This is a genomic window from Yonghaparkia sp. Root332, from assembly GCF_001425665.1.
Lineage (GTDB): Bacteria > Actinomycetota > Actinomycetes > Actinomycetales > Microbacteriaceae > Microcella.
Map to the genome: position 1 here is coordinate 1,045,992 of NZ_LMCX01000001.1, position 22,177 is coordinate 1,068,168.

A 22,177-nucleotide genomic window follows, 5' to 3' on the forward strand; every position below is an offset into this window, starting at 1 on the left:
AATGGTGTTGTCATCACGGATCTGGAGCGCTGCGGCCCTCGGGCTCGCCACCGCTCTCGTCGCTACGGGCTGCGCGAGCAGCCCGGCCGCCGAGCCCGCCGCTCCCCAGGCGGGAGAGAGCGCAGAGGCGCTCGAGCCCATCGACGTCAACTTCGGCTACATCCCCGACTTCAACGGCACGAGCCTGCTGGCGATCGCCGAGGACCAGGGCATCTGGGAGAAGTACGCGCTCAACGTCGAGACGCTCAGCTTCACGAACGGCCCCCTCCAGATCCAGGCGCTCGGCACGGGCGACCTCGACTTCGGCTACATCGGCCCCGGCGCCATGTGGCTCCCCGCCTCGGGGCAGGCCAAGGTGGTCGCGATCAACACTCTCGGCAAGGCCGATCGCGTCGTGGCCCAGCCCGGCATCGACTCCATCGAGGACCTCCGCGGACAGACGGTCGCGGTTCCCGAGGGCACCTCGGGAGACATGATCCTCACCCTCGCGCTCGCCGAGGCGGGCATGACGAAGGACGACATCGAGCTCGTTCCGATGGAGCCGTCGGCGATCGTCGCCGCGCTGTCATCGGGGCAGGTGCAGGGCGCCGGCTTCTGGTACCCCGGCCTCGCCACCGTCAAGGAGAACGTGCCCGACCTCGTCGAGCTCGCCCAGAACACCGACTTCGTCGACCAGATCGCCTTCCCGACCGCCTTCGTCGCCGGCAACGACGTCGTGGCGAACGAGGGCGAGAAGGTGCAGCGCGTGCTCGCCGCGCTGCGGGAGGCGATCGACTACCGCGCCTCGAACCCGGAGGATGCGATCGCGCTGACTGCCGCCTTCCTGGCCATCAGCGAGGAGCAGGTTGCGGCAGACGCGGGCAACGTGCAGATCATGTCGCTCGCCGAGCTCGACGAGCTGACCGAGGACGGCACCGTCAACACGTGGCTGTCGGGAATGGTCGACTACTTCGTCGGAGCCGGCAAGCTCACCGAGCCCGCCGACCCGGCCGATTTCTACACCGGCGACCTCTTCCTGGGAGCGGGCGAGTAGACGATGGCGGGGAACATCCTCTTCCTGATGACCGATCAGCACCGGGTCGACACTCTCGGCGCATACGGGGCGACGGCAGGGCGCACGCCCGCGCTCGACGCTCTCGCGGCCGGGGGAACCCGGTTCGATCGGTGGTACACGCCGACCGCGATCTGCACGCCCGCGAGGGTGAGTCTGCTCACCGGTCAGGCGCCGTTCCGCCACCGGGTGCTCGCCAATCACGAGCGCAACGTCGGCTATCTGGAGGATGTTCCCCGCTCCGCCTTCACCTTCTCGCAGGCGCTGACCGAGGCCGGCTACAACTGCGGCCTCATCGGCAAGTGGCACGCGGGGCATCTGCGCCCCGCCGCCGATTTCGGGTTCGACGGGCCCGACCTGCCGGGCTGGCACAACCCGATCGACCACGAGGAGTACGTGGCGCACCTCGCCGCGAACGACCTCCCGCCGTACGCCATCAGCGATCGCATCCGGGGCGTCCTGCCCAACGGAGGGCCGGGCAATCTTCTCGCCGCTCGCCTTCATCAGCCGGTCGAGGCCACGTTCGAGTACTTCCTGGCCGAGCGCACCATCGGACTGCTCGAGCAGTACGCCGACGAGTACCGCAGCGGTGCGCGCCCGTTCTTCCTGGCACTGAACTTCTACGGTCCGCACCTGCCCTACATCCTGCCGAACGAGTACTTCGACCTGGTGGACCCGTCCGAGGTGGAGCTGCCGGCCTCGATCGCCGAGACCTTCGAAGGCAAGCCTCCGGTGCAGGCCAACTACAGCGCCCACTGGACCTTCGATACGATGCCGCTCGAGATCTCGCGCAAGCTCATCGCGATCTACCACGGCTATGTCGCGCTCATCGACGACCAGATCGCCCGGGTCATGACCGCGCTCGATCGTCTCGGTCTGACCGACTCGACCACCGTTTTCTTCACCAGCGACCACGGCGAGTTCACGGGGTCGCATCGTCTGCACGACAAGGGTCCGGCGATGTACGAGGACATCTACCGCACCGCCGGCATCATCAGGATGCCCGGGGGCGCGCCCGGGCAGGTGCGGGATGAATTCGTCAGCCTCGTCGACTGCACGGCCACGATCCTGGAGATCGCCGGGCTCGACGCGGGGTTCGCCACCGATTCGCGCAGCCTCGTGCCTCTCGTCGCGGGCGAGGAGGTCGAGTGGGACGAGGACATCGTGTGCGAGTTCCACGGCCACCACTTCCCCTACCCGCAGCGGATGCTGCGCACCGACCGCTACAAGCTCGTGGTCAACCCCGACTCGGTCAACGAGCTCTACGACCTCGAGGCCGACCCCGATGAGATGACCAACCGATACCTCGACCCCGCCCTCGTCGAGGTGCGCGCCCGGCTGATGCGGCGGCTGTACCGCTGCCTCGTCGAGCGCGGCGACAACTTCTTCCACTGGATGACCTCGATGTACGAGGTCGGCGAGGTCGACCACGACCCGACCATGAGCGGGCTCGACGAGTCCACTTACGCCCCGGCGGCGCCGGCATCGTGAGCACCCGCCCCAACATGGTGCTGGTCATGTCGGACGACCATGCCGCCCACGCGATCGGCGCCTACGGCTCGGTCGTGAACACCACCCCGCGCATCGACGAGATCGCCGAGCTCGGGTGGCGGTTCGAGAACTGCTTCGCCGCGAACGCGCTGTGCTCGCCCAGCCGGGCGAGCATCCTCACCGGCACCCACAGCCACGTGAACGGCGTGACGACGCTCGCGACCCCGATCGACTCCGGTCAGCCGACTTTCATCACGCAGCTGCGCGAAGCCGGCTACCGCACGGCGATCATCGGCAAGTGGCACATGGGCGACGGGGAGGGCCACGATCCGCAGGGGTTCGACCACTGGGAGGTGCTCATCGATCAGGGCGAGTACCACGACCCGCGCCTGCTGTCGCCGAGCGGCCTGCGCACGGTACCCGGGTACGCGACCGACATCATCACGGAGCTCGCGATCGACTGGGTCGAGTCGCTCGAGGGAGATGCGCCGTGGTGCGTGCTGGTCTATCACAAGGCTCCGCACCGACCGTGGGAGCCCGACGAAAAGCACCGCGGCCGCTTCACCGATCTGCCGGTGCCCGCCACGTTCGACGACGACTACCGCTCCCGATCGGCGAGCGTCCGTCGGGCGGCGATGCGCATCGCCGAGCAGCTGACGATCGAGGACGTCAAGCGGACCCCGCCGGAGGGCCTCGACTACGAGGAGCGCGCGATCTGGCTGTACCAGCGGTACATGGAGGACTACCTCGCGTGCGTCGCCTCCGTCGACGACAGCGTCGGTCGGCTGATCGACTGGCTGCGCGGGCGCGGCGAGTTCGACGACACTCTCCTGATGTACACGAGCGACCAGGGCTTCTTCCTCGGCGAGCACGGCTGGTTCGACAAGCGCCTGATGTTCGAGGAGTCGCTGCGGATGCCTCTCGTGCTCAGCTGGCCCGCGGCCATCCCGGCGGGTCGCGTGCACGACGGCATCGTCACGAACGTCGACTTCGCCCAGACCCTCCTCGACGCGGCCCGCGTGGCCCACCACCCGCGCATGCAGGGCCGCAGCTTCTGGGGCGACCTCACCGGCGTCGACCCCGAACCACCGGCCGAGGGCATGTACTACCGCTACTGGGAGCACGACGACCCGCACCATCGAGCGCCCGCCCACTACGGCTATCGCACTGACCGCTACAAGCTCATCTACTACTACAACGACGGTCTCGGGCTGCCAGGCGCAGGCCCCCGCGTCTACGACCCCGAATGGGAGCTCTACGACCTCGAACGCGACCCGGACGAGCTGCGGAACGTCGCCCACGAGCCCGAGTACGCAGACGTGCGCGACGAGCTCGACGCGGCGATGTGGCGGCTTCAGGCCTCGCTCGGCGACGTGCCGCACTCGTCGCAGCCGATGCCCCGGCTGATCGCCGAGCATCCCGCCGCCTCCCTGTAGTTTCGGAGAGCATCGAAAGGAGACGCGGCCGTGGCCACTGACCTCGGAATCGACCTCGACCTCGTCGCTCTCGATGGCGGCGTCGTCGCGATGGGCTCGACGGACTTCTACCCGGAGGAGGGCCCCGTGGTGAGGCGGCAGGTCGGCCCCTTCGCTCTCGCCCGCACTCCCGTCACCACCGCTCATTTCGCCGCGTTCGTGGCCGCGACCGGCTACGTCACCACCGCCGAGCGGCCCCTCGACCCCGCCGACTTCCCGGGCGCCGTCGATCTCGACACGACGCCCGGCTCGCTCGTGTTCACGCCGACCGACGGCCCCGTCGATCTGCGCGACTGGCGCCAGTGGTGGCGCTGGGTGCCGGGAGCGAGCTGGCGCGCGCCCCGGGGGCCGGAGGCGCCGGCGGCGGCGCTCGACGGGCATCCCGTCGTTCAGGTCTCGTTCGAGGACGCGCTCGCATTCTGCGATTGGGCCGGCGTGCGCCTGCCCACCGAGGAGGAGTGGGAGTTCGCCGCGCGCGGCGGCCTCGACGGCGCGACCTACGCGTGGGGCGAGGAGCCGCAGCACGTCGGCGCGCTCAAGGCCAACACGTGGCAGGGCGACTTCCCGTGGCGCAACACCGGCGCGAACGGCTGGGTCGGCACGTCGCCGGTCGGCAGCTTCCCGCCCAACGGATTCGGCCTGCTCGACATGACCGGCAACGTCTGGGAGTGGACGTCGACCCGCTGGACGGACCGTCACGAGGCGGTGCCGCCCGCGTCGTCATCGAGCTGCGGATGCTCGCCCGCGGCCGCGCCGGGCACCGACGATCGCGTCGCCAAGGGCGGCTCCCACCTGTGCGCCCCCGAGTACTGCCTGCGCTACCGACCGGCGGCGCGGACCCGGCAGACCACCGACTCGGCGACCACTCACATGGGGTTCCGGGTGGCCCGCAGCCAGCGCGTGAGCGCTACGACGTAGGCGCCGACCGCGACGAGCGCGATCGCGAGCCCCGCGGTGTCGCCGCCCGGCAGGTAGTGCACCGAGATGTGCCCGAGGAAGACGTCCATCCAGAGCGCGTGCGGGGCCCCGGCGCGGAAGATGAGGTCGGGAGCCATCGCGAACAGGTGCAGGGCGAGGACGAGCAGGAGCGGGTACCGCCCGGGCGAGCCGCGCACGAGCAGGACGGCGAGCAGGACGAGGGCCGCGGTCGCGACGGCGACGAGGAAGTGCGCCGCCCAGTGGAACCGCGCGTCGTGCGCGCCGTACGTCTGGAACAGCGCGATCTCGGCGAGCACGAGCACGGCGAGCTGGATCGAGAGCGAGAGGGGATGCCACGAGCGCGCGGTCGTCGTCGACCCCGGGTCGCGCGCGCTCACGAGACCGCTCCCGTGATGACGTCGACCTCGAAGGCGTTGAGCAGGTACTTCGGGTCGAGCGTCGCGTAGCGCACCTGGCGATCGGGGTCGACGACGGCGTATCCGACGGGCGGTCCGCCGTCGACGGGCACGGGCATCCCGACCGCCGCCGCGAGGGCGCTCGCCCCGTCGACGCTGGCGGGCACGAGCACGAGATCGACGCCGTCGTCCGAAACGTCCTGCCGCCACTCCTCCCACTCCGCTCCGGTGGGCGCGTCGCGCTCGAACAGCAGGACGACCGTGCGCTCGCCGAACGGCACCCCGGCGACCTCGCGCGCGAGGACGGGGCCATCGCGGAGGATGCCGTCGCGCTGGTACGCGGGTCGCGGGTCGTCGAGCGGACCGGGCGGCCGGACGAGCCCGATGACGACACCGATGAGCACGATGGCGAGCACCGCCGTCGCGGCGGCGGGGACCCACCAGCGCACGACGCGGCTGAGGTGCGCGCGGTCAGGAAGATCTGCGTCCCGGGTCACGTCCCCACGGTAGCCCGATCGTCCTGAACGAGGCCTGTCGTCGGATCGACGCGGGACGAGGGTCGCGCAGGCTAGCCTCGAGGCGATGGATGCCCCCTCGATCGCCGCCGTGGTCGTGCTGCTGCTCGGCGCTCTGTTCAACGCCGTGGCCTGGCCCCGGTTCTACCCGCGGATCGCCTCCGATCCGCGATCGAGGAACGCCGCGGGGCGCCGCACGGCGTTCTTCCGCGTGCACGTCGTGCTCATCGCGCTCGCGCTCGTGATCGCCGTGCTCTCCGTCATCGCGGCCGTCCTGCTGCTCGCCGGCTGAAGCGACGGTCGCGCCCAGGACCCGATCGTCTCGGAGTCCCGGGCGTCGAGCTCTCGTCAGAGCGCGTCGACGGCGGCGAGGATGTCCGGAGTCTCGGTGCGCTGCGTGTAGTCGGCCTTGATGTCGACGAACGCGATGCGCCGATCGGCGTCCACCACGATCACGGAGGGGTACGGGATAGCCGGCGAGTCGTCGGCGTTGCTGTCCTTCACGGCGAACCCCAGGGCGGTGTGCGCGCGCTGGGCCTCTTCGCTCGGCGCCGTGACGATGCCGAGGGCGCCTGCGAGGGCGTTGCCGGGGTCGGAGACGACCGCGAACCCGAGCTCTCCGTTCTCGACGGCCGATCCGGTGCCCTCCGGCCTCTGGGGACTGATCGCGATGAGTCGCGCGCCGCGCTCCTCGAGCGCCGGGGCGAGCGTCTGCTGGTAGTGCCTGAGCGTGATGTTGCAGAAGGGGCACCAGGCCCCGCGGTAGAAGACGAGAACCGCGACTCCGTCGCCGAGCAGGTCGTCGAGGTCGTGAGCAGTGCCATCGGCGTCGAGCACCGAGACTCGAGGCAGCGGGGCGCCGACGACAGCGGCCTCCGCCGGTGCCCCCGCGGCACGGAGGTCGGCCTGCTCGCCCTCGAAGACCGCGGAGAGTTCCGGTCCGATGGCGCCGCTGAAGCCCGGCAGGAACGCGGCGATCTCGTCGGCGATGGTGGAGGTCGTGGTGTCGGTGGTCATGCTCGCTCCTGTCGATAGCGGTTGCGCCCCGGGCGTCGATCGGAGAGGCGGGTGGACGAGACGCTACGTGCGCTTCGGAGCGGGATCCAGGCGGGGCGTTACGCGCCGTCATCCGGCGTCACAGATCGTCATGCTGCAGGCGCTCGCGTCGCGAGGGCGGGCCTCATCATCGAGCGGCTTCGCGCCGCGCCGCTCTCGCAGCCGGTCAGGCGCGCTCGTACGTCACCTGCACCATGCCGTTCTCGAAGCGGCGTTCGCGCACGAGCCGCAGGTCGAGGCGGACGTCATCGGGGAGGGCGCGGATGCCGCCGCCGACGACCGCGGGGCAGATGAGCAGCTGCACGACGTCGACGAGACCGAGCCTGAAGGCCAGGGCCGCGAGAGTCGGACCCTCGATCGTCACGTCCCCGGCCGCGGAGTCGAGCGCGCGGGCGATCGACTCCGCGGTGAGCTCGCGCTCGAGCCGGGTCCGGGTGGTGACGACGCCGTCGAGGGTGCGCGAGAAGACGACCTTCTCCGCGCGCTGCCAGATTTCGGCGAACCGGACCATCTCGGGGGTGTCCGCCCATGCCGGCTCGGTCTCCCAGCCCGACATCGTCTCGTACATGCGGCGTCCGTAGAGGAAGGTGCTGACCGAGCCCATGTCGTCGTTGATCGCGGTGACGACCTCCTCGCTCGGGAAGGCCCACTCGAACCCTCCGTCGGCATCGGAGTTGTAGCCGTCGAGCGAGCAGGCGACCGAGTACACGAGGCGCGACATGGGCACACGGTACCCCTGCCCCGTGCCGGCGTGCAGGACTACGCTCGCGCCATGACCGCAGCGCAGCATCCCGCCGACAGTCACGATCTGATCCGGGTGCAGGGCGCGCGCGAGAACAATCTGCGCGACGTGAGCGTCGACCTCCCGAAGCGGCGCCTCACGGTGTTCACGGGCGTCTCGGGCTCCGGCAAGTCGAGTCTCGTCTTCGCGACGATCGCGGCCGAGTCGCAGCGGATGATCAACGAGACCTACAGCGCGTTCGTGCAGAACTTCATGCCGAGCCTCGCCCGCCCCGATGTCGACGTGCTCGAGGGGCTCACGACCGCGATCATCGTCGACCAGGAGCGCATGGGCGCGAACTCCCGCTCGACGGTCGGCACCGCGACCGACGCGAACGCGATGCTGCGCGTGCTCTTCAGCCGCCTGGGCGAGCCGTACATCGGCCCGCCCAATGCCTTCTCGTTCAATGTGCCGACGACGCGCGTGAGCGGCGAGCGCGAGAGCTCGACGGGCGAGCGCACGGTCATCGAGAACGAGGTGTACCTGGGCGGCATGTGCCCGCGCTGCGAGGGCATGGGCAGCGTGACCGACATCGACATCAGCCAGCTCGTCGACGACAGCCGCTCGATCGCCGACGGCGCGATCACCGTGCCGGGCTACACCGCCGACGGGTGGATGGTGCGCATCTTCACCGAGTCCGGCTTCGTCGACGGCGGCATCCCGGTGCGCGACTTCAGCCCCGAGATGCTCGCCGACTTCCTCTACAAGGAGCCGACGAAGGTCCGGGTCTCCAACATCAACATGACCTACGAGGGCCTCGTGCCGCGCATCCAGAAATCGATGCTCAGCAAGGACGTCGACGCGATGCAACCGCACATCCGCGCCTTCGTCGAGCGCGCGGTCACCTTCACGACGTGCCCCGAGTGCGACGGCACCCGCCTGAGCGAGGCCGCGCGATCGTCGCGCATCGCGGGCGTCAGCATCGCTGAGGCGTGCGCGATGCAGATCAGCGACCTCGCCGCGTGGGTCGCCGCGATCGACGATCCCGGCGTGGCGCCGCTCGTGACGACCCTCCGCCGCACGCTCGACTCGTTCACCGAGATCGGGCTCGGCTACCTGAGCCTCGACCGGCCTGCCGGCACCCTGTCGGGCGGCGAGGCGCAGCGCACGAAGATGATCCGGCACCTCGGCTCGTCGCTCACCGACGTCACCTACGTCTTCGACGAGCCGACCGTCGGGCTGCACCCGCACGACATCCAGCGCATGAACGGGCTCCTGCAGCGGTTGCGCGACAAGGGCAACACCGTGCTCGTCGTCGAGCACAAGCCCGAGGCGATCGCGATCGCCGACCACGTCGTCGACCTCGGCCCGGGCGCCGGCACCGCGGGCGGCGAGATCGTGTTCGAGGGCACGGTCGACGAGCTGCGGAGGAGCGGCACGCTCACCGGCCGGCACCTCGACGACCGCGCGGCCCTCAAGGCCGGCGTGCGCACGCCGACGGGGGCGATCGCCGTGCGCGGAGCATCCGATCACAATCTGCAGTCGGTCGACGTCGACGTGCCGCTCGGCGTGCTCGTCGTCGTCACGGGCGTCGCGGGCTCGGGCAAGAGCTCGCTCATCCACGGCTCGGTCGTGCGCGACGGCGGTGGCCCGCGGGAGGGCGTCGTCGCGGTCGACCAGGGCGCGATCCGCGGCTCGCGGCGCAGCAACCCGGCGACCTACACGGGCATGCTCGAGCCGATCCGCAAGGCCTTCGCGAAGGCGAACGGCGTGAAGCCCGCGCTCTTCAGCGCGAACTCCGAGGGCGCGTGCCCGACCTGCAAGGGAGCGGGCGTGATCGACACCGATCTCGGGATGCTCGCCACGGTGTCGTCCCCGTGCGAGGACTGCGGCGGCCGGCGCTTCCAGTCGTCCGTGCTCGAGTACCGCCTGAACGGCGCCAACATCACCGACGTCCTGGCGATGCCCGTCAGCGAGGCCGTCGACTTCTTCGTGACGGGGGAGTCGCGCGTGCCCGCGGCGCTCGCCGTCCTGCAGCGACTCGTCGACGTCGGACTCGGCTACCTCACGATCGGCCAGCCGCTCTCGACGCTCTCGGGCGGCGAGCGGCAGCGGCTCAAGCTCGCGATGGCCATGGCCGACACCGGCCGCGTGCTCGTGCTCGACGAGCCCACGAGCGGCCTGCATCTCGCCGACGTCGAGCAGCTGCTCGGCATGCTCGACCGGCTCGTCGACGCGGGCACGTCGGTCATCGTGATCGAGCACCACCAGGCGGTCATGGCGCATGCCGACTGGATCATCGATCTCGGCCCCGGCGCGGGTCACGACGGCGGTCGGGTCGTGTTCGAGGGCACGCCGGCGGACCTCGTCGCCTCCCGCGCGACGCTCACGGGCGAGCACCTCGCCGAGTACGTCGCCCGCTGACGACGCGCACCGGAGACCGCGCGGCGTTCTCATTTCCGAAAGATCCGCCGTTCCTTCACGCTGTTCAGCCAGAATGAACGCCCAGAAGTGCGCTCGGCGTGGATACAGTTCGTCAACACCACCGTGCTTTACGAGCACATCGACCGAGGGAGCTGCATGGACATCGCCGTCCGCCGCGAACCGATCGAGGGGGAGCGCCGCGTAGCGGCCACACCCGCCTCGACGGCGCAGTATCTGAAGAACGGGCTCACCGTCACGATCGAGCGAGGGGCCGGCGAGGCCTCAGGCTACGCCGACGCCGACTACGAGGCCGCGGGCGCGACGCTCGTCGACGCGGTCGACCTGGGCCGCGTCGAGGTCCTCGCCCACGTGCGCCCGCTCGACGCCGCGACGATCGGAGCGCTGCCGAGCGGCGCGGTCACGGTCGGATTCGGATCGCCCGCCTCCGAGCTCGAGGGTGTCGCCGCGCTCGCCGCGCAGGGCGTCACCGCCTTCTCGCTCGAGCTCATCCCGCGCATCTCGCGCGCCCAGTCGATGGACGCCCTCACCTCTCAGTCGCTCATCGCGGGCTACCGCTGCGTGCTCGAGGCCGGCATGCGCTTCCCGCGCTTCTTCCCGCTCTACATGACCGCCGCCGGCACGATCCCGCCCGCGCGCGTGCTCGTGCTCGGTGCCGGCGTCGCGGGCCTGCAGGCCATCGCGACCGCGAAGCGCCTCGGCGCCAAGGTTTCGGCGTACGACGTGCGCTCGGCCTCCGCCGATGAGGTCCGCTCGATGGGCGGCACGTTCATCCACCTCGACCTCGACGCCGCGGCCGACGCCGCGGGCGGCTACGCCAAGGAGCTCGCCGCCGACCGCGCCGACCGCCAGCGCGAGCTGCTCGCCCCGCACGTCGCCGACGCCGACGTCATCATCACGACCGCGGCCATCCCCGGCCGGCCGGCGCCGCGCCTCATCACGGCGTCGATGCTGCAGGGCATGAAGCCCGGCTCGGTCATCGTCGACCTCGCCGCCGAGACCGGCGGCAACGTCGAGGGCGCCGTCGCGGGCGAGGATGTCCGCGTCGAGGTCCCCGGCGGGTTCGTCACGATCGTGGGCATGAAGGACGCCCCCTCGACCATGGCCTTCGACGCGAGCCGCCTGCTCGCCCAGAACATCGCCAACCTCATCGGCCTCATGACCGTCGAGGGCGCCATCGCGCCCGACTTCGACGACGAGGTCGTCGCGGGCGCCTGCCTCGCCCACGCGGGCGAGGTCCGCCACGAGCCCACGGCCGCCGCGATCGCGGCCGCCGCCACCTCCTCGACCGGAACGACGGGAGCGCACTGATGGACCCCATCACCCTGCTGACCTTCTTCGTGCTCTCGGTCTTCGTCGGCTTCGAAGTCGTCTCGAAGGTCTCGAGCACCCTGCACACGCCCCTCATGTCGGGCGCCAACGCCATTCACGGCATCATCCTCGTCGGGGCGATCATCGTCGCCGGCCAGGCCGAGAACGTCGGCCTGCTGATCGTCGCGCTCATCGCCGTCCTGCTCGCGACGGTCAACCTCGTCGGCGGCTTCGTCGTCACCGACCGCATGCTCGAGATGTTCGGCGGGCGCAAGCAGCCTGCCAAGGCGACCACCGAGGAGGGCGCGCGATGAGCATCCTCTCGATCGAAGCCACGGCGCTGCTCTACCTGATCGCCGCGGTCTGCTTCATCCTCGCCCTCAAGGGCCTCAGCTCGCCGAAGTCGGCGCGCCGCGGCAACCTCATCGGCGCCGCCGGTGCGGTCATCGCGCTCGTCACGGTGTTCCTGTCGACCGAGCTGGACAACGTCGCGCTCATCATCGCGACGATCCTCGTCGGCTCGGCGATCGCCGCCCCGATCTCGCGCCGCGTCGCCATGACGCAGATGCCGCAGCTCGTCGCGCTGTTCAACGGCGTCGGCGGCGGTGCGGCGGCGCTCGTCGCGCTGCTCGAGCTCACGCACGTCGAGGGCATCGGCGCGGTCATCGCGGTCGCCTTCACCGTGCTCGTCGGCGCGGTGTCGTTCTCAGGCTCGGTCATCACGTTCGCGAAGCTCCAGGAGCTCATGCCGACGCGGCCGATCGTCTTCCCCGGCGGCCCGGTCGTCATGGCGATCGTCGCGATCGCCTCGCTCGCCGCGGCCGTCTGGCTCGTCGTGACGAGCGACCCGACGGCGGCGTACGTGCTGCTCGCGCTCGGCCTCGCGCTCGGTGTGCTGTTCGTGCTGCCGGTCGGCGGCGCCGACGTGCCGATCGTCATCTCGCTGCTCAACGCCTTCACGGGCCTGACGGTCGCAGCGTCGGGCCTCGTGCTCGGCAACACGCTCCTGCTCGTCGCCGGCACGCTCGTCGGCGCCTCGGGCACGATCCTGACCCGTGCCATGGCCTCGGCGATGGGGCGCAGCGTCGCGGGCATCCTGTTCGGGGCCTTCAAAGGCGGTTCGACGGCGGGCTCCACGGTCGCCTCCGACCGCCCGGTGCGCTCCTCCAGCGCGGAGGACGTCGCGATCCTGCTGGGCTACGCGCAGCGCGTCATCGTCGTGCCCGGCTACGGCCTCGCGGTCGCCCAGGCGCAGCACACGATGGCCGAGCTCGCGACGACGCTCGAGGCGAAGGGCATCGAGGTCGTCTTCGGCATCCACCCCGTCGCGGGCCGCATGCCCGGGCACATGAACGTGCTGCTCGCCGAGGCGAACGTGCCGTACGAGGTGCTGCAGGAGATGGACGAGGTCAACCCGCAGTTCAAGACGGCCGACGTCGCCCTCGTGGTCGGCGCCAACGACGTCGTGAATCCCGCGGCGAAGTCCAGCCCCGGGTCGCCGATCTACGGGATGCCCATCCTCGACGTCGCCTCGGCCCGCCAGGTCGTCTTCCTCAAGCGCTCCATGCGCCCCGGATTCGCCGGCATCGAGAACGACCTCCTGTTCGAGCCGCAGACGACCCTGCTGTTCGGCGACGCGAAGGAATCGCTCACGAAGGTGCTCGGAGCGGTGAAGGCGCTGTAGCGCCGCATCGCACGTTCACCCGCAGACGGACGACGCGCGGGGCTTCCGGTGGTAGGAGCCCCGCGCGTCGTCGCATCCGAGCGAGTCAGAGCGACGGCTGCTCGCGCGGGGCGAGGATGCCCGCGCGCTCGGCGGCCGCCACGGCCTCGCGCCGCGACTCGACCCCGAGCGCGTCGAAGATGCGCATGATGTCATGACCGATCGTCGACGTGCCGAAGTTCATCGCGCGGGCGATCTGGCCGTTCGTGCGGCCCTGCTGCATGTGCCCGAGGATCTCGCGCTGCCGGGCGCTCAGTGGAGCGCTCCGGCGTTGGCGGTCGCGCGGCGCGACGGGGGCGGGGTCATCGCTCGAAATCGTCGCCGACACCAGATCGGCCACGGCGCTCCAGAACACGCGGTTCTCCTCATGGCGGGGCGCGGCATCCATGAGGATCGCCATGCCGCCGATCGTGGCCCCACGGAACAGCAGCGGAGTGAGGAGCATGTGCCTGCCCCGAAGCTCGAGAGGACCGATCGCGGGGTATCTGTCGACCAGGTCATCGAGAGTCCCCTCGATGGCGACGCCGCGACGCACCGCATCGGGTAGCGGGTAATCGTCGTCCAGCAGATAGCGGGGGCCGTCGCGCAGCGCGCCAGCAGGAAACCCGTACATCGTGCGCATGTCCAGATAGCCCTGACCGTCGACGATCCCGACCCCTGCAGCCCGAGCCTCGAAGGGTCGCAGCACTTGGAGGACGAGCGAGCACGCGAACGACGCGCGGTCGGGTCGGTTCGCGCAGATGCGCGCCAGCTCGGCGAGGCAGTCGAGGAGGTCGCTCTCCCTCATCGGGTCGGGAGGTGCAAGGTCGCGGGGAGGGGGGCGGGGCCGACGCAGGCGGCTCTCGTCATGGATCGTCTCTCAAGGTGTTCGGGGCGGTGCTGTCCGCCGGTGCATCCTTGTCATCCGAGCATATGGAATGTTCCGTCGGTAGGGATTGACGAAATCGCTCGGATAGGGCATGCAGCGAACACGCTACCGACCTCGGCGGAGTCGCCCCGCGCAGCGGCTCCCCGGCGGCACGGCCTACCCTGGAGGGGTGCTCGCCGCCCCGCTGACCTCCGCCGAGATCGAGGGGATCCGCGCGCGGTTCCCGATCCTCCGTCGCGAGGTCAACGGGCATCCCCTCGTCTACCTCGACTCGGCGGCCACCGCGCAGAAGCCCGACTCGGTGATCGACGCCGAGAGCGACTTCCTGCGCACCTCGAACGCGGCCGTCAATCGCGGAGCGCACTCCCTCGCCGGCGAGGCCACCGAGGCGTACGAGGATGCCCGGGGCGCGATCGCGCGCTTCCTCGGCGTCGACGACGACGAGATCGTGTTCACGAGCCACGCCACCGAGGCGCTCAACCTCGTCGCGTACTCGCTCGGCACGGCGAGCATCGGCGCGTCGAGCCCGGGCCGCGGCGCCGGATCTCACCCCGGTGCGGCACCCTTCGCCCTGCGCGAGGGCGACGAGATCGTCGTCACCGAGCTCGAGCACCACGCGAACCTCATCCCGTGGCAGGAGCTCGCGGCGCGCACCGGCGCGACGCTGCGGTACATCCCCGCGCTCGACCACGGCGGGCTCGACCCCGAGGCCGCCGCGCGCATCATCGGCGAGCGCACGCGCGTGCTCGCCGTCACCCACGTCTCGAACGTCACGGGAGGCGTCACCCCGCTCGACCGGCTGGTGCCGCTCGCCCGCGCGGTCGGCGCGCTCGTCGTGCTCGACGCGTGCCAGTCGGCGCCGCACCTGCCCTTGCGCCCGCGCGAGCTCGACGTCGACATCGCCGTCTTCAGCGGCCACAAGCTCTACGGGCCGACCGGCATCGGCGTGCTCTACGGCCGCGCCGAGCTGCTGGACGCGCTGCCCCCGTTCCTCTACGGCGGGTCGATGATCACGACCGTCACGATGGAGCGCGCCGAGTACCTGCCCGCGCCCCACCGCTTCGAGCCGGGGACGCCCCGGCTCTCGCAGGCCGTCGGGCTCGCCGCGGCGATCCGCTTCGTCGAGGAGGTCGGGATGGAGCGCATCGCGGCGACCGAGCACGTGCTCGCCGCGCGTCTGCTCGACGGCCTCGCCCGCGTGCCCGGCGTGCGCATCCTCGGCGCCGACAACCCCGCGCCGCGCGTCGCCCTCGCCTCGATCGTCGTCGACGGCGTGCACGCGCACGATGCGGGCCAGGTGCTCGACGACCGCGGCATCGCGGCCCGCGTCGGCCACCACTGCGCGCAGCCGCTGCACCGGCGCTTCGGCGTGAGCGCGAGCCTGCGGCTGAGCGCGGGCATCCACACGACGGAGGACGAGCTCGATCGCGCGATCGACGCAGTGGCGGGCATCCGCCCGTTCTTCGGTCTCGGCGAGGGGGCGGGAGCATGAGCGGTCTCGAGCAGCTGTACCAGCAGATCATCATGGATCACGCGAAGCACCCGCACGGCACCGACCTCGCCGCGGGCGAGAAGACGAGCCACCAGCGGAACCCCGTCTGCGGCGACGAGGTGACGCTCGCCCTACGGTGGGATGCCGCGGGCGATCGCATCGCGGACGTCGCGTGGGAGGGGAGCGGGTGCTCGATCTCGCAGGCGAGCGCCTCGCTCCTGGCGACCCTCGCGGAGGAGAGCGCCGCCGAGGGCGCGGCGTGGACGCCGGAGGAGCTCACGGCGCTCATCGCGGAGTTCCGCGAGGCGCTCCGCTCGCGCGGGGCGATCGCCCTCGACGAGGAGCGCTTCGGCGACGCGGCGGCGCTCAGCGGCGTCTCGAAGTACGTCGCGCGCGTGAAGTGCGCGATGCTCGCGTGGGTCGCGGCGGAGGACCTGCTCGTGCGGCGCGCGGGCGAGGGCCGCTAGGCGCGGCTCAGCCCTCGACGGCCTCGAGCACCCAGATCGGGATGCGCCGCTCCGTCTTCTTCTGGTACTCGGCGTAGTCGGGCCAGACGGCGCAGGCGCGCTCCCACCACAGCGCCCGCTCGGGGCCCTCGGCGAGCTCGCGGGCCCGGTAGTCGCGCTTCTCGGCCATGTCCTGCAGCTCGCACAGCGGGTGCGCGACGAGGTTGCCGTGCCAGGCGGGATGCTCGGGGGCTCCGCCCTTCGACGCGACGACGAGGTAGTCGCCCTTGTGCTCGACGCGCATGAGCGCGGTCTTGCGCAGCTTGCCGGTCGACGCGCCGAGCGTGGTCAGGACGATGATGGGCCGGCCGCGGAGGTCGTTGCCCTCCAGGCCGTTCGTGCGCTCGTAGAGCTCCGCCTGCTCGCGGGCCCACTCGGACGTGCTGGGTGCGTACTCTCCGGTCAGCGGCATGACTCGAGGCTAACGCCGACGGACGCCTCTTGGCGTGTCGCGTGCGCGAGGCGTACTGTCGGCACTCGAACGTATGTTCGAGTGATCCCATCAGTCGCGCGGGCCGGAGCGCACGAGCCGATGAAGGAGGCAGCCGTGCCGGCTCCTGCTCCCACCCCGTCACCCGCCGTGCTCCCCGCCGAGCGCGCCGCCGCTCTCGAGCCCGCCGTCGTCTGGAGCGACGCCGATGGCCGCCCGATCCGCCTGATCTGGCAGGGCTCCCGGTGGCGCGTCACCGATCGCCCCACGGTCATCACCGAGCCGGTCGCGTGGTGGCGCCGCCTCGATCCGGATGCCCTCGCTCTCGATCGGGCGCCGCGCGAGTGCACCGGCTGGCGCCTGCAGGCCACGGCCGACGACGGGCGCAGCTGCATCCTCGACCTCCGCGACGGCGGAGACCCCTCGCGCTGGCTCGTCGTGAAGGTCTACGAGTGAGACGGCGCCCGTAGCGGCCCGACCGTCGGGCCCCGGCCATCCCGGTCCGACATAATCGGGCCATGGCACCCCGGCCGTGGCGCGGCGCTCCGCTTCTCGCGGTCACGAACGACTCCGGGAGCGGCCCGGTCGTCGTCATGATCCACGGCATCGCGTCCTCCTCGGTCACCTTCCATCACCTCGTGCCGCTCCTGGAGCCGCACTTCCGCGTCATCACCCTCGACATCCTCGGCTTCGGCGCCTCGCCCGCGCCGGAGGGAGCGACGTACACGCTCGAGGAGCACGAGCGCTCGCTGCACGCGACGCTCCGATCGCTCGGGCTCCGGCGCGACGTCATCCTCGTCGGGCACTCGCTCGGCGGGCTCATCGCCGCGCGCTACGCCGCGACGCACCGCAGGGTGCTCTCGCGCCTCGTGCTCGTGGGGTCGCCGATCTACCTGCCTCCGGCGCTCATCGGCGACCCGGTCGATCGGGCGAGCATGGGCGCCTACTTCTCCGTCTACGAGTTCCTGCGCTCCAACCCGCGCTTCACGACGCGCACGGCGGCGGCGCTCGCCGCGATCGCGCCCATCAAGAACGTCCTCGAGCTCACCGAGACGAACTGGACGCCGTTCATGCTCTCGCTGCAGAACGCGATCGAGTCGCAGACGACCCTCGCCGATCTCGCGCGCGTGAGCGTCCCGATCGACCTCGTCTACGGCGCGCTCGATCCGTTCCTCGCGCCGAGCGGCATCGGGATCGTCGAGCAGCTGCGCCACGTGACCGCCCACCGCGTCTCGGGCGTCGCGCACATCCTCCGCCCCCGACTCGCGCAGGCGGTCGCGCGCGTGCTCGACTCGTCGCGGCCGGTGAGCCCGGCGGCGACTCGGACGCCCGTCGATCCGGGCTAGCGGCGTTCGATGAGCTGCGCGAGCTCGCCGATGAAGCTCGCGAAGTCGCCGCCCGCGCGCACGAGCTCGCCGACCTCGCGGCGCGAGGCGAACACGTCGACGAACTGATCGAACAGGGGCTGGAAGCGCGCCCTGCCCTCGGGGCTGAACGCGATGAGAGCCACGACCGAGACCCGGGCATCCCCCCACGCGACGGGGGTGGGGCACAGCGCGAGGGCGATCGCGGTGCGCGCGGCCGAGAGCCCCATGGCGTGGGGCATCGCGAGGGTCTCGCTGAACGCGGTCGACGACATCCGCTCGCGCTCGAGGGCGCCCTCGACGTAGCGATCGTCGACGATGCCCGCGGCGACGAGCGATGCCCCGAGCCCGCGGATGATCGACTCGGGGTCGTCGCCCGGGGGCTCGGCGAAGAAGAGCTCGGCGTCGAAGTACTCGAGCAGCTCGTCGGTGATGCGCTGGCGGCGGCGCTGCCGGCGCACGCGCCAGATCGCCTGGCGGATCGCGTCGATGTCGTCGTCGGTGAGGAAGGGCTGCACGACGACGACGCCCTCGCGCAGCGCGGGGGAGGGGATGGTCGAGATCACGAGGTCGCTCGTGAGCTCGCGCGGGTCGACGTCGGTGCGCGTGACGACGAACTCGATCGACAGGTCGGCGCCCAGCTCGCGCTCGATGCGGCTGCGCAGGATCGCGTGCAGGTCGTAGTAGCTCGGGCAGATGATCGTCCCGGTCACGCGCTCCTCGCGGCGGGCGACGCGCTCGAGGTGCGAGCCGAGGTGCAGGGCGATGTACGAGATCTCGTCGTCGTCGACGGTGATACCGCGCTCGCGCTGCACGATCGAGGCGATGAAGACGGCGATGTCGAAGATGAGCGGGTACGAGCTCTTGATCGAGCGCGCGAGCGGATTCCGCGAGCGGGCGTCCTCGCGAGCGCGCGTCACGAGGTTCCCGAGGTGCAGCGCGAGGCGGGCGATGAAGGCGTCGTCGCGGAAGTCGACGAGGTACTCCTCGGCCACGAGGTCGACGATGCGGCGCACGGTGCCGAGGTCGGCCTCGTCGACGTGCGGCGCGCCCTCCGACCCGGCGCCGGGCGCGATGACGCGCGTCGTGAGCAGTCGTGCGAGGTACTCGACGTCGGCCTCGGTGACCGCGACGTCGAAGTGGTCGGGGATGAGCCGGTGCAGGGTCGCGTTGATGGGGGCGGCGCGGTTCGCGGCCGTCGGGGCCGTCGCGGTCGGCGGCAGGTGACGCTCGCGCCGCGCGCGCTCGACCGCGATCGCGACGTGCAGGATGACGGCGTCGATGCCGTACTCGTTGATGAAGAAGCCGTCCGCGTCGAGCGCCTGGATCAGCTCGGTCTTGAACGCCCCGAGCCCGCCCACGCCGAACTCGCTCTCGATCGCGTCGAGCTCGAGCACGCCCTGCGCGCTCTCGCTCTGCAGGAGGCGGCTGAGCAGGCGGCGGCTCGCGGCCTCCGACCCGGCGAGCGCGATCGTGCTGCCGCGTCGGGTGAGGGATGCCCCGCTCTCCTCCGCGAGCGCCCTCACCTTGCGCAGGTCGGCCTCGAGGGTCGAGTCGCTCACGTAGAGGCTCTCGGCGAGCTCGTAGGCGTCGAGTCCCTCGTCGGCGTCCGTCAGGCGGCGGACGAGGTGGTGCACGCGCGCCTGCGGGGTCTCGGCGGCGCTGCCCCGACCGCGGCCCGCGGCGAGGAACTCGGCGTAGGCCTCGCGGTTCAGTCGATAGCCGGCGGTCGACGCGGTCACGATGACGAGCGGGTGCGCGGCGGTCTTCGCGGCGGCGACGTAGCTGCGCACCGACCGCGTCGTCACGCCGAGCCGCTCGGCGAGCTCGGTGGCGGTCACCCAGTCGTCGGCGTGCAGCAGGAGCTCGAGCATCCGCTCGTACTTGTCGGCCATGTCCGGCTCACTGTAGACCAGCCCGTCGCGCGGGCCGACGGTCGCAGCGGCGCGGATGCCCGGCGCGCCTTCCGCAGGGGTGGGAAGGAAGTCTGCTGGAGCCGCGGGCGGCCCGCGGGCGAGCATGAGTACGTTCCGCACACGATCGCGAGGAGGCGCTCATGACCCGCACGGTCGCCGTCGTCTGCGGTTCGGGCGTCTCGAGCACCTTCCTCGCCCGCGGGCTCCGCGGCGCGATCGCCGAGCGCTCGCTCGACTGGCGCGTCGAGCCGCTCTCGGTCGACGAGCTCGCCGACCGCGCGGACGACCTCGATCTCGTGATCGTCGGGCAGCACCTCGCCGCCGGCGTCGACGCGGTCACCTCGGCGCTCGACGGTCGCGCACCGTCCGTCGTTCTCGACGCCCCGGGCACCGGGCCCGACGCCGTCGCGTCGGCCCTCGCGCACCTGACCGCCGCCCCCTCCGCAGCCTCGTCCACCACCGCCCCCTCCGAAGGAGAGCACCATGGCTGACCGCACCCTCGTCGTCGCATCCGCCCACGGGCTCCACGCCCGCCCCGCCGCGCTGTTCGTGAGGTCGGTCACCGAGTCGGGCTGCGCGGTGCAGCTGCGGAAGGGCGAGCGCAGCGTCAACGCCGCGAGCATCCTCGGCGTCGTCTCGCTCGGCATCGAGCACGGTGACGAGGTGACTCTGACCGTCACGGGCGACGACGACGAGCGCGTGCTCGCCGAGCTCACCTCCTTCCTCGAGCAGGACCACGACGCGTGAGCGGCACCTCGACCCGCCCGGCCCTCATGCGCGGCATCGGAATCGGTCGCGGCACCGCCGTCGGCCCCGTGCTGCGCATGCCCGACCCCGTGCCCGAGCCGAGCGACCGGCCGAGCACCCTCGCGCCGGCGGAGGAGCAGGCGCGCGCGGCCCAGGCGCTCGCGGCGACGGCTTCCCACCTGCGCGAGCGCGGTCAGGCCGCGGGCGGCACCGCCGCCGAGGTGCTCGACGCCCTCGCCATGATGGCGGAGGACCCCGCGCTCGCCGCCGACGTGCAGCACCGCACGGAGGACGGCGCGACCGCGGAGTTCGCGATCCACGCCGCGATGACGACCTTCCGCGAGCTCCTCGCGGGGATGGGCGGCTATCTCGGCGAGCGGGCCGGCGACCTCGATGACGTCGCGCGCCGCGCGATCGCCCGCCTGCAGGGGCTGCCGGCACCGGGCATCCCCGAATCGGCGACTCCGTTCGTGCTCGTCGCGCGCGACCTCGCCCCCGCCGACACGGCGACCCTCGACCTCGACCGCGTGCTCGCGCTCATCACGACCGACGGCGGCCCGACCTCGCACACGGCGATCCTCGCCCGCGAGAAGGGCATCACGGCGATCGTCGGCGCCTCCGACGCGGCCGGGCTCGTCGACGGCGACCTCGTGCTCGTCGACGCCGAGAACGGCACGGTGGAGCTCGACCCCGCGCAGGAGCGCATCGACCTCGCCCGCCAGCGCACCGCCACGCTGCAGGCTATCCGCGCCGCGAGCAGCGGCCCCGGGCGCCTCGCCGACGGCCGGGCCGTGCCGCTGCTCGCCAACATCGGCTCGCCCGAGTCGGCGCGCGAGGCGGCCGCCCGCGGCGCCGAGGGCGTCGGGCTCTTCCGCACCGAGGTGCTCTTCCTGGGCGCCGAGACGGCGCCGAGCGTCGACGAGCAGGCGGCGACCTACCGGGATGTCTTCGCGCAGTTCCCGGGGCAGAAGGTCGTCGTGCGCGTGCTCGACGCCGGCGCCGACAAGCCGCTCGCCTTCCTCACCGACCAGGGGGAGGAGAACCCCGCGCTCGGCCGCCGCGGGCTGCGCGCGCTCGCCGCGCACGAGGAGGTGCTGCGCGATCAGCTCACGGCTCTCGCGACGGCCGCCGCCTCGAGCGAGGCGCATGTCCAGGTCATGGCGCCGATGGTGTCGACCGCGGCCGAGGCGAAGTACTTCCGCGACCTGGCCCATGAGCTCGGCATCGCCGTCGCGGGCGTCATGGTCGAGGTGCCGTCGTGCGCGATCATGGCCGACCACGTCGCGGCGAACGCCGACTTCCTGTCGATCGGCACGAACGACCTGACGCAGTACGTCTTCGCCGCCGACCGCCTGCTCGGCACGGTGTCGGCTTTCCAGGACCCGTGGCACCCGGCGGTCCTCCGGCTCATCGAGCAGGTCGGCCGCGCGGGCGCCGAGCACGACGTGCCCGTCGGCATCTGCGGCGAGGCCGCCGCCGACCCGCGGCTCGCCCTCGTGCTCGTCGGACTCGGTGCGACGAGCCTGTCGATGTCGTCGACGTCGATCGCCGACGTGCGGGCCGAGCTCGCGCTGCGCACGTTCGACGAGGCGACCGAGCTCGCCGCCCTCGCTCTCGGCGCCGACAGCGCCGAGTCGGCCCGCGCCGCGGTCGCCGACCGCATCGCGTCCTGGCCCCCGCCCGCCATCTGACCCGCACCCCGGCATCCACCGCACCACCCGGCAATCGCACACCT

General features: G+C 71.7%; 23 protein-coding genes. 16 read left to right on the forward strand and 7 right to left on the reverse strand.

Annotated features, from left to right (window positions below):
* Nucleotide 1 precedes the first annotated feature (1 nt).
* Genes ASC54_RS05070 through ASC54_RS05085 form a run of 4 tightly spaced genes read left to right on the forward strand, consistent with a single transcriptional unit; the run spans nt 2 to nt 4,935 of the window.
* The gene (locus ASC54_RS05070) at nt 2–1,033 is read left to right on the forward strand and encodes an aliphatic sulfonate ABC transporter substrate-binding protein (protein ID WP_082514853.1); all 1,032 of its coding nucleotides are present in this window, start codon (nt 2–4) and stop codon (nt 1,031–1,033) included.
* 3 nt (nt 1,034–1,036) lie between these two features.
* A complete protein-coding gene (locus ASC54_RS05075) occupies nt 1,037–2,542 on the forward strand; it encodes a sulfatase-like hydrolase/transferase (RefSeq protein ID WP_055897077.1) in 1,506 nt (501 codons plus the stop codon).
* The gene (locus ASC54_RS05080) at nt 2,539–3,978 is read left to right on the forward strand and encodes a sulfatase (protein WP_235451387.1); all 1,440 of its coding nucleotides are present in this window, start codon (nt 2,539–2,541) and stop codon (nt 3,976–3,978) included. Before ASC54_RS05075 ends, ASC54_RS05080 begins: the two co-directional genes overlap by 4 nt.
* A gap of 30 nt (nt 3,979–4,008) precedes the next feature.
* The gene (locus ASC54_RS05085) at nt 4,009–4,935 is read left to right on the forward strand and encodes a formylglycine-generating enzyme family protein (protein WP_369813317.1); all 927 of its coding nucleotides are present in this window, start codon (nt 4,009–4,011) and stop codon (nt 4,933–4,935) included.
* Here ASC54_RS05085 and ASC54_RS05090 read toward each other — a convergent pair.
* Both ASC54_RS05090 and ASC54_RS05095 read right to left on the reverse strand, forming a co-directional pair.
* On the reverse strand, nt 4,884–5,333 hold the full coding sequence (locus ASC54_RS05090) for a hypothetical protein (RefSeq protein ID WP_055897081.1): 450 nt from the start codon (nt 5,331–5,333) through the stop codon (nt 4,884–4,886). The genes ASC54_RS05085 and ASC54_RS05090 overlap by 52 nt on opposite strands.
* Entirely contained in the window at nt 5,330–5,848 is a 519-nt protein-coding gene (locus ASC54_RS05095; RefSeq protein ID WP_055856826.1) for a hypothetical protein, read from the reverse strand. Before ASC54_RS05095 ends, ASC54_RS05090 begins: the two co-directional genes overlap by 4 nt.
* Before the next feature lie 85 nt (nt 5,849–5,933).
* On the opposite strand from ASC54_RS05095, the gene ASC54_RS05100 reads away from it, so the two are divergent.
* Nucleotides 5,934–6,158 carry an SCO4848 family membrane protein gene (locus ASC54_RS05100; RefSeq protein WP_055856822.1) on the forward strand — a complete coding sequence of 75 codons (225 nt, stop codon included), beginning with the start codon at nt 5,934–5,936 and terminating at the stop codon, nt 6,156–6,158.
* A 56-nt stretch (nt 6,159–6,214) separates the two neighbouring features.
* Here ASC54_RS05100 and ASC54_RS05105 read toward each other — a convergent pair whose 3' ends face one another.
* Entirely contained in the window at nt 6,215–6,883 is a 669-nt protein-coding gene (locus tag ASC54_RS05105) for a peroxiredoxin-like family protein (protein WP_055856821.1), read from the reverse strand.
* A gap of 205 nt (nt 6,884–7,088) precedes the next feature.
* Nucleotides 7,089–7,643, reverse strand: coding sequence for a dihydrofolate reductase family protein (locus ASC54_RS05110; protein WP_055856819.1), 555 nt, complete (start codon nt 7,641–7,643; stop codon nt 7,089–7,091).
* A 51-nt stretch (nt 7,644–7,694) separates the two neighbouring features.
* Here ASC54_RS05110 and ASC54_RS05115 point away from each other — a divergent pair, with 51 nt between their 5' ends.
* The 4 genes from ASC54_RS05115 to ASC54_RS05130 all read left to right on the forward strand — a co-directional run bounded on the left by ASC54_RS05115 (nt 7,695) and on the right by ASC54_RS05130 (nt 13,080).
* Nucleotides 7,695–10,067, forward strand: coding sequence for an excinuclease ABC subunit UvrA (locus ASC54_RS05115; protein ID WP_055897084.1), 2,373 nt, complete (start codon nt 7,695–7,697; stop codon nt 10,065–10,067).
* Nucleotides 10,068–10,223: 156 nt separating this feature from the next.
* Nucleotides 10,224–11,396, forward strand: a complete 1,173-nt coding sequence (locus ASC54_RS05120) for a Re/Si-specific NAD(P)(+) transhydrogenase subunit alpha (RefSeq protein ID WP_055859107.1) — start codon at nt 10,224–10,226, stop codon at nt 11,394–11,396.
* Nucleotides 11,396–11,710, forward strand: a complete 315-nt coding sequence (locus tag ASC54_RS05125) for an NAD(P) transhydrogenase subunit alpha (RefSeq protein WP_055856814.1) — start codon at nt 11,396–11,398, stop codon at nt 11,708–11,710. The genes ASC54_RS05120 and ASC54_RS05125 overlap by 1 nt, the downstream gene beginning before the upstream one ends.
* Entirely contained in the window at nt 11,707–13,080 is a 1,374-nt protein-coding gene (locus tag ASC54_RS05130) for an NAD(P)(+) transhydrogenase (Re/Si-specific) subunit beta (RefSeq protein WP_055856811.1), read from the forward strand. Before ASC54_RS05125 ends, ASC54_RS05130 begins: the two co-directional genes overlap by 4 nt.
* A gap of 85 nt (nt 13,081–13,165) precedes the next feature.
* On the opposite strand, the gene ASC54_RS05135 is transcribed toward ASC54_RS05130, so the two are convergent.
* Nucleotides 13,166–13,906: a LuxR C-terminal-related transcriptional regulator gene (locus ASC54_RS05135; protein WP_055856808.1), complete on the reverse strand. Its 741-nt coding sequence runs from the start codon at nt 13,904–13,906 to the stop codon at nt 13,166–13,168.
* Between the two features lie 250 nt (nt 13,907–14,156).
* Here ASC54_RS05135 and ASC54_RS05140 point away from each other — a divergent pair, with 250 nt between their 5' ends.
* Nucleotides 14,157–15,479, forward strand: a complete 1,323-nt coding sequence (locus tag ASC54_RS05140; RefSeq protein WP_055856805.1) for a SufS family cysteine desulfurase — start codon at nt 14,157–14,159, stop codon at nt 15,477–15,479.
* Entirely contained in the window at nt 15,476–15,946 is a 471-nt protein-coding gene (gene sufU, locus ASC54_RS05145) for a Fe-S cluster assembly sulfur transfer protein SufU (protein WP_055856802.1), read from the forward strand. Before ASC54_RS05140 ends, sufU begins: the two co-directional genes overlap by 4 nt.
* Nucleotides 15,947–15,953: 7 nt before the next feature.
* Here sufU and ASC54_RS05150 read toward each other — a convergent pair whose 3' ends face one another.
* The gene (locus ASC54_RS05150; RefSeq protein WP_055856799.1) at nt 15,954–16,397 is read right to left on the reverse strand and encodes a nitroreductase family deazaflavin-dependent oxidoreductase; all 444 of its coding nucleotides are present in this window, start codon (nt 16,395–16,397) and stop codon (nt 15,954–15,956) included.
* A 135-nt stretch (nt 16,398–16,532) separates the two neighbouring features.
* Here ASC54_RS05150 and ASC54_RS05155 point away from each other — a divergent pair, with 135 nt between their 5' ends.
* Both ASC54_RS05155 and ASC54_RS05160 read left to right on the forward strand, forming a co-directional pair.
* Nucleotides 16,533–16,871 (forward strand): hypothetical protein, encoded by a 339-nt coding sequence (locus ASC54_RS05155; RefSeq protein ID WP_055856797.1) that lies wholly within the window; start codon nt 16,533–16,535, stop codon nt 16,869–16,871.
* Nucleotides 16,872–16,933: 62 nt separating this feature from the next.
* Nucleotides 16,934–17,761: an alpha/beta fold hydrolase gene (locus tag ASC54_RS05160; RefSeq protein ID WP_055856794.1), complete on the forward strand. Its 828-nt coding sequence runs from the start codon at nt 16,934–16,936 to the stop codon at nt 17,759–17,761.
* Here ASC54_RS05160 and ASC54_RS05165 read toward each other — a convergent pair.
* Entirely contained in the window at nt 17,758–19,674 is a 1,917-nt protein-coding gene (locus ASC54_RS05165) for a BglG family transcription antiterminator (protein ID WP_055897089.1), read from the reverse strand. The genes ASC54_RS05160 and ASC54_RS05165 overlap by 4 nt on opposite strands.
* 161 nt (nt 19,675–19,835) lie before the next feature.
* On the opposite strand from ASC54_RS05165, the gene ASC54_RS05170 reads away from it, so the two are divergent.
* The 3 genes from ASC54_RS05170 to ptsP are packed head-to-tail and all read left to right on the forward strand — an operon-like array spanning nt 19,836 to nt 22,133.
* The gene (locus ASC54_RS05170; protein WP_055897092.1) at nt 19,836–20,186 is read left to right on the forward strand and encodes a hypothetical protein; all 351 of its coding nucleotides are present in this window, start codon (nt 19,836–19,838) and stop codon (nt 20,184–20,186) included.
* The gene (locus ASC54_RS05175) at nt 20,179–20,442 is read left to right on the forward strand and encodes an HPr family phosphocarrier protein (RefSeq protein ID WP_055856786.1); all 264 of its coding nucleotides are present in this window, start codon (nt 20,179–20,181) and stop codon (nt 20,440–20,442) included. The genes ASC54_RS05170 and ASC54_RS05175 overlap by 8 nt, the downstream gene beginning before the upstream one ends.
* Before the next feature lie 26 nt (nt 20,443–20,468).
* The gene (gene ptsP, locus ASC54_RS05180; RefSeq protein WP_156376784.1) at nt 20,469–22,133 is read left to right on the forward strand and encodes a phosphoenolpyruvate--protein phosphotransferase; all 1,665 of its coding nucleotides are present in this window, start codon (nt 20,469–20,471) and stop codon (nt 22,131–22,133) included.
* The last annotated feature ends 44 nt before the right edge of the window (nt 22,134–22,177 follow it).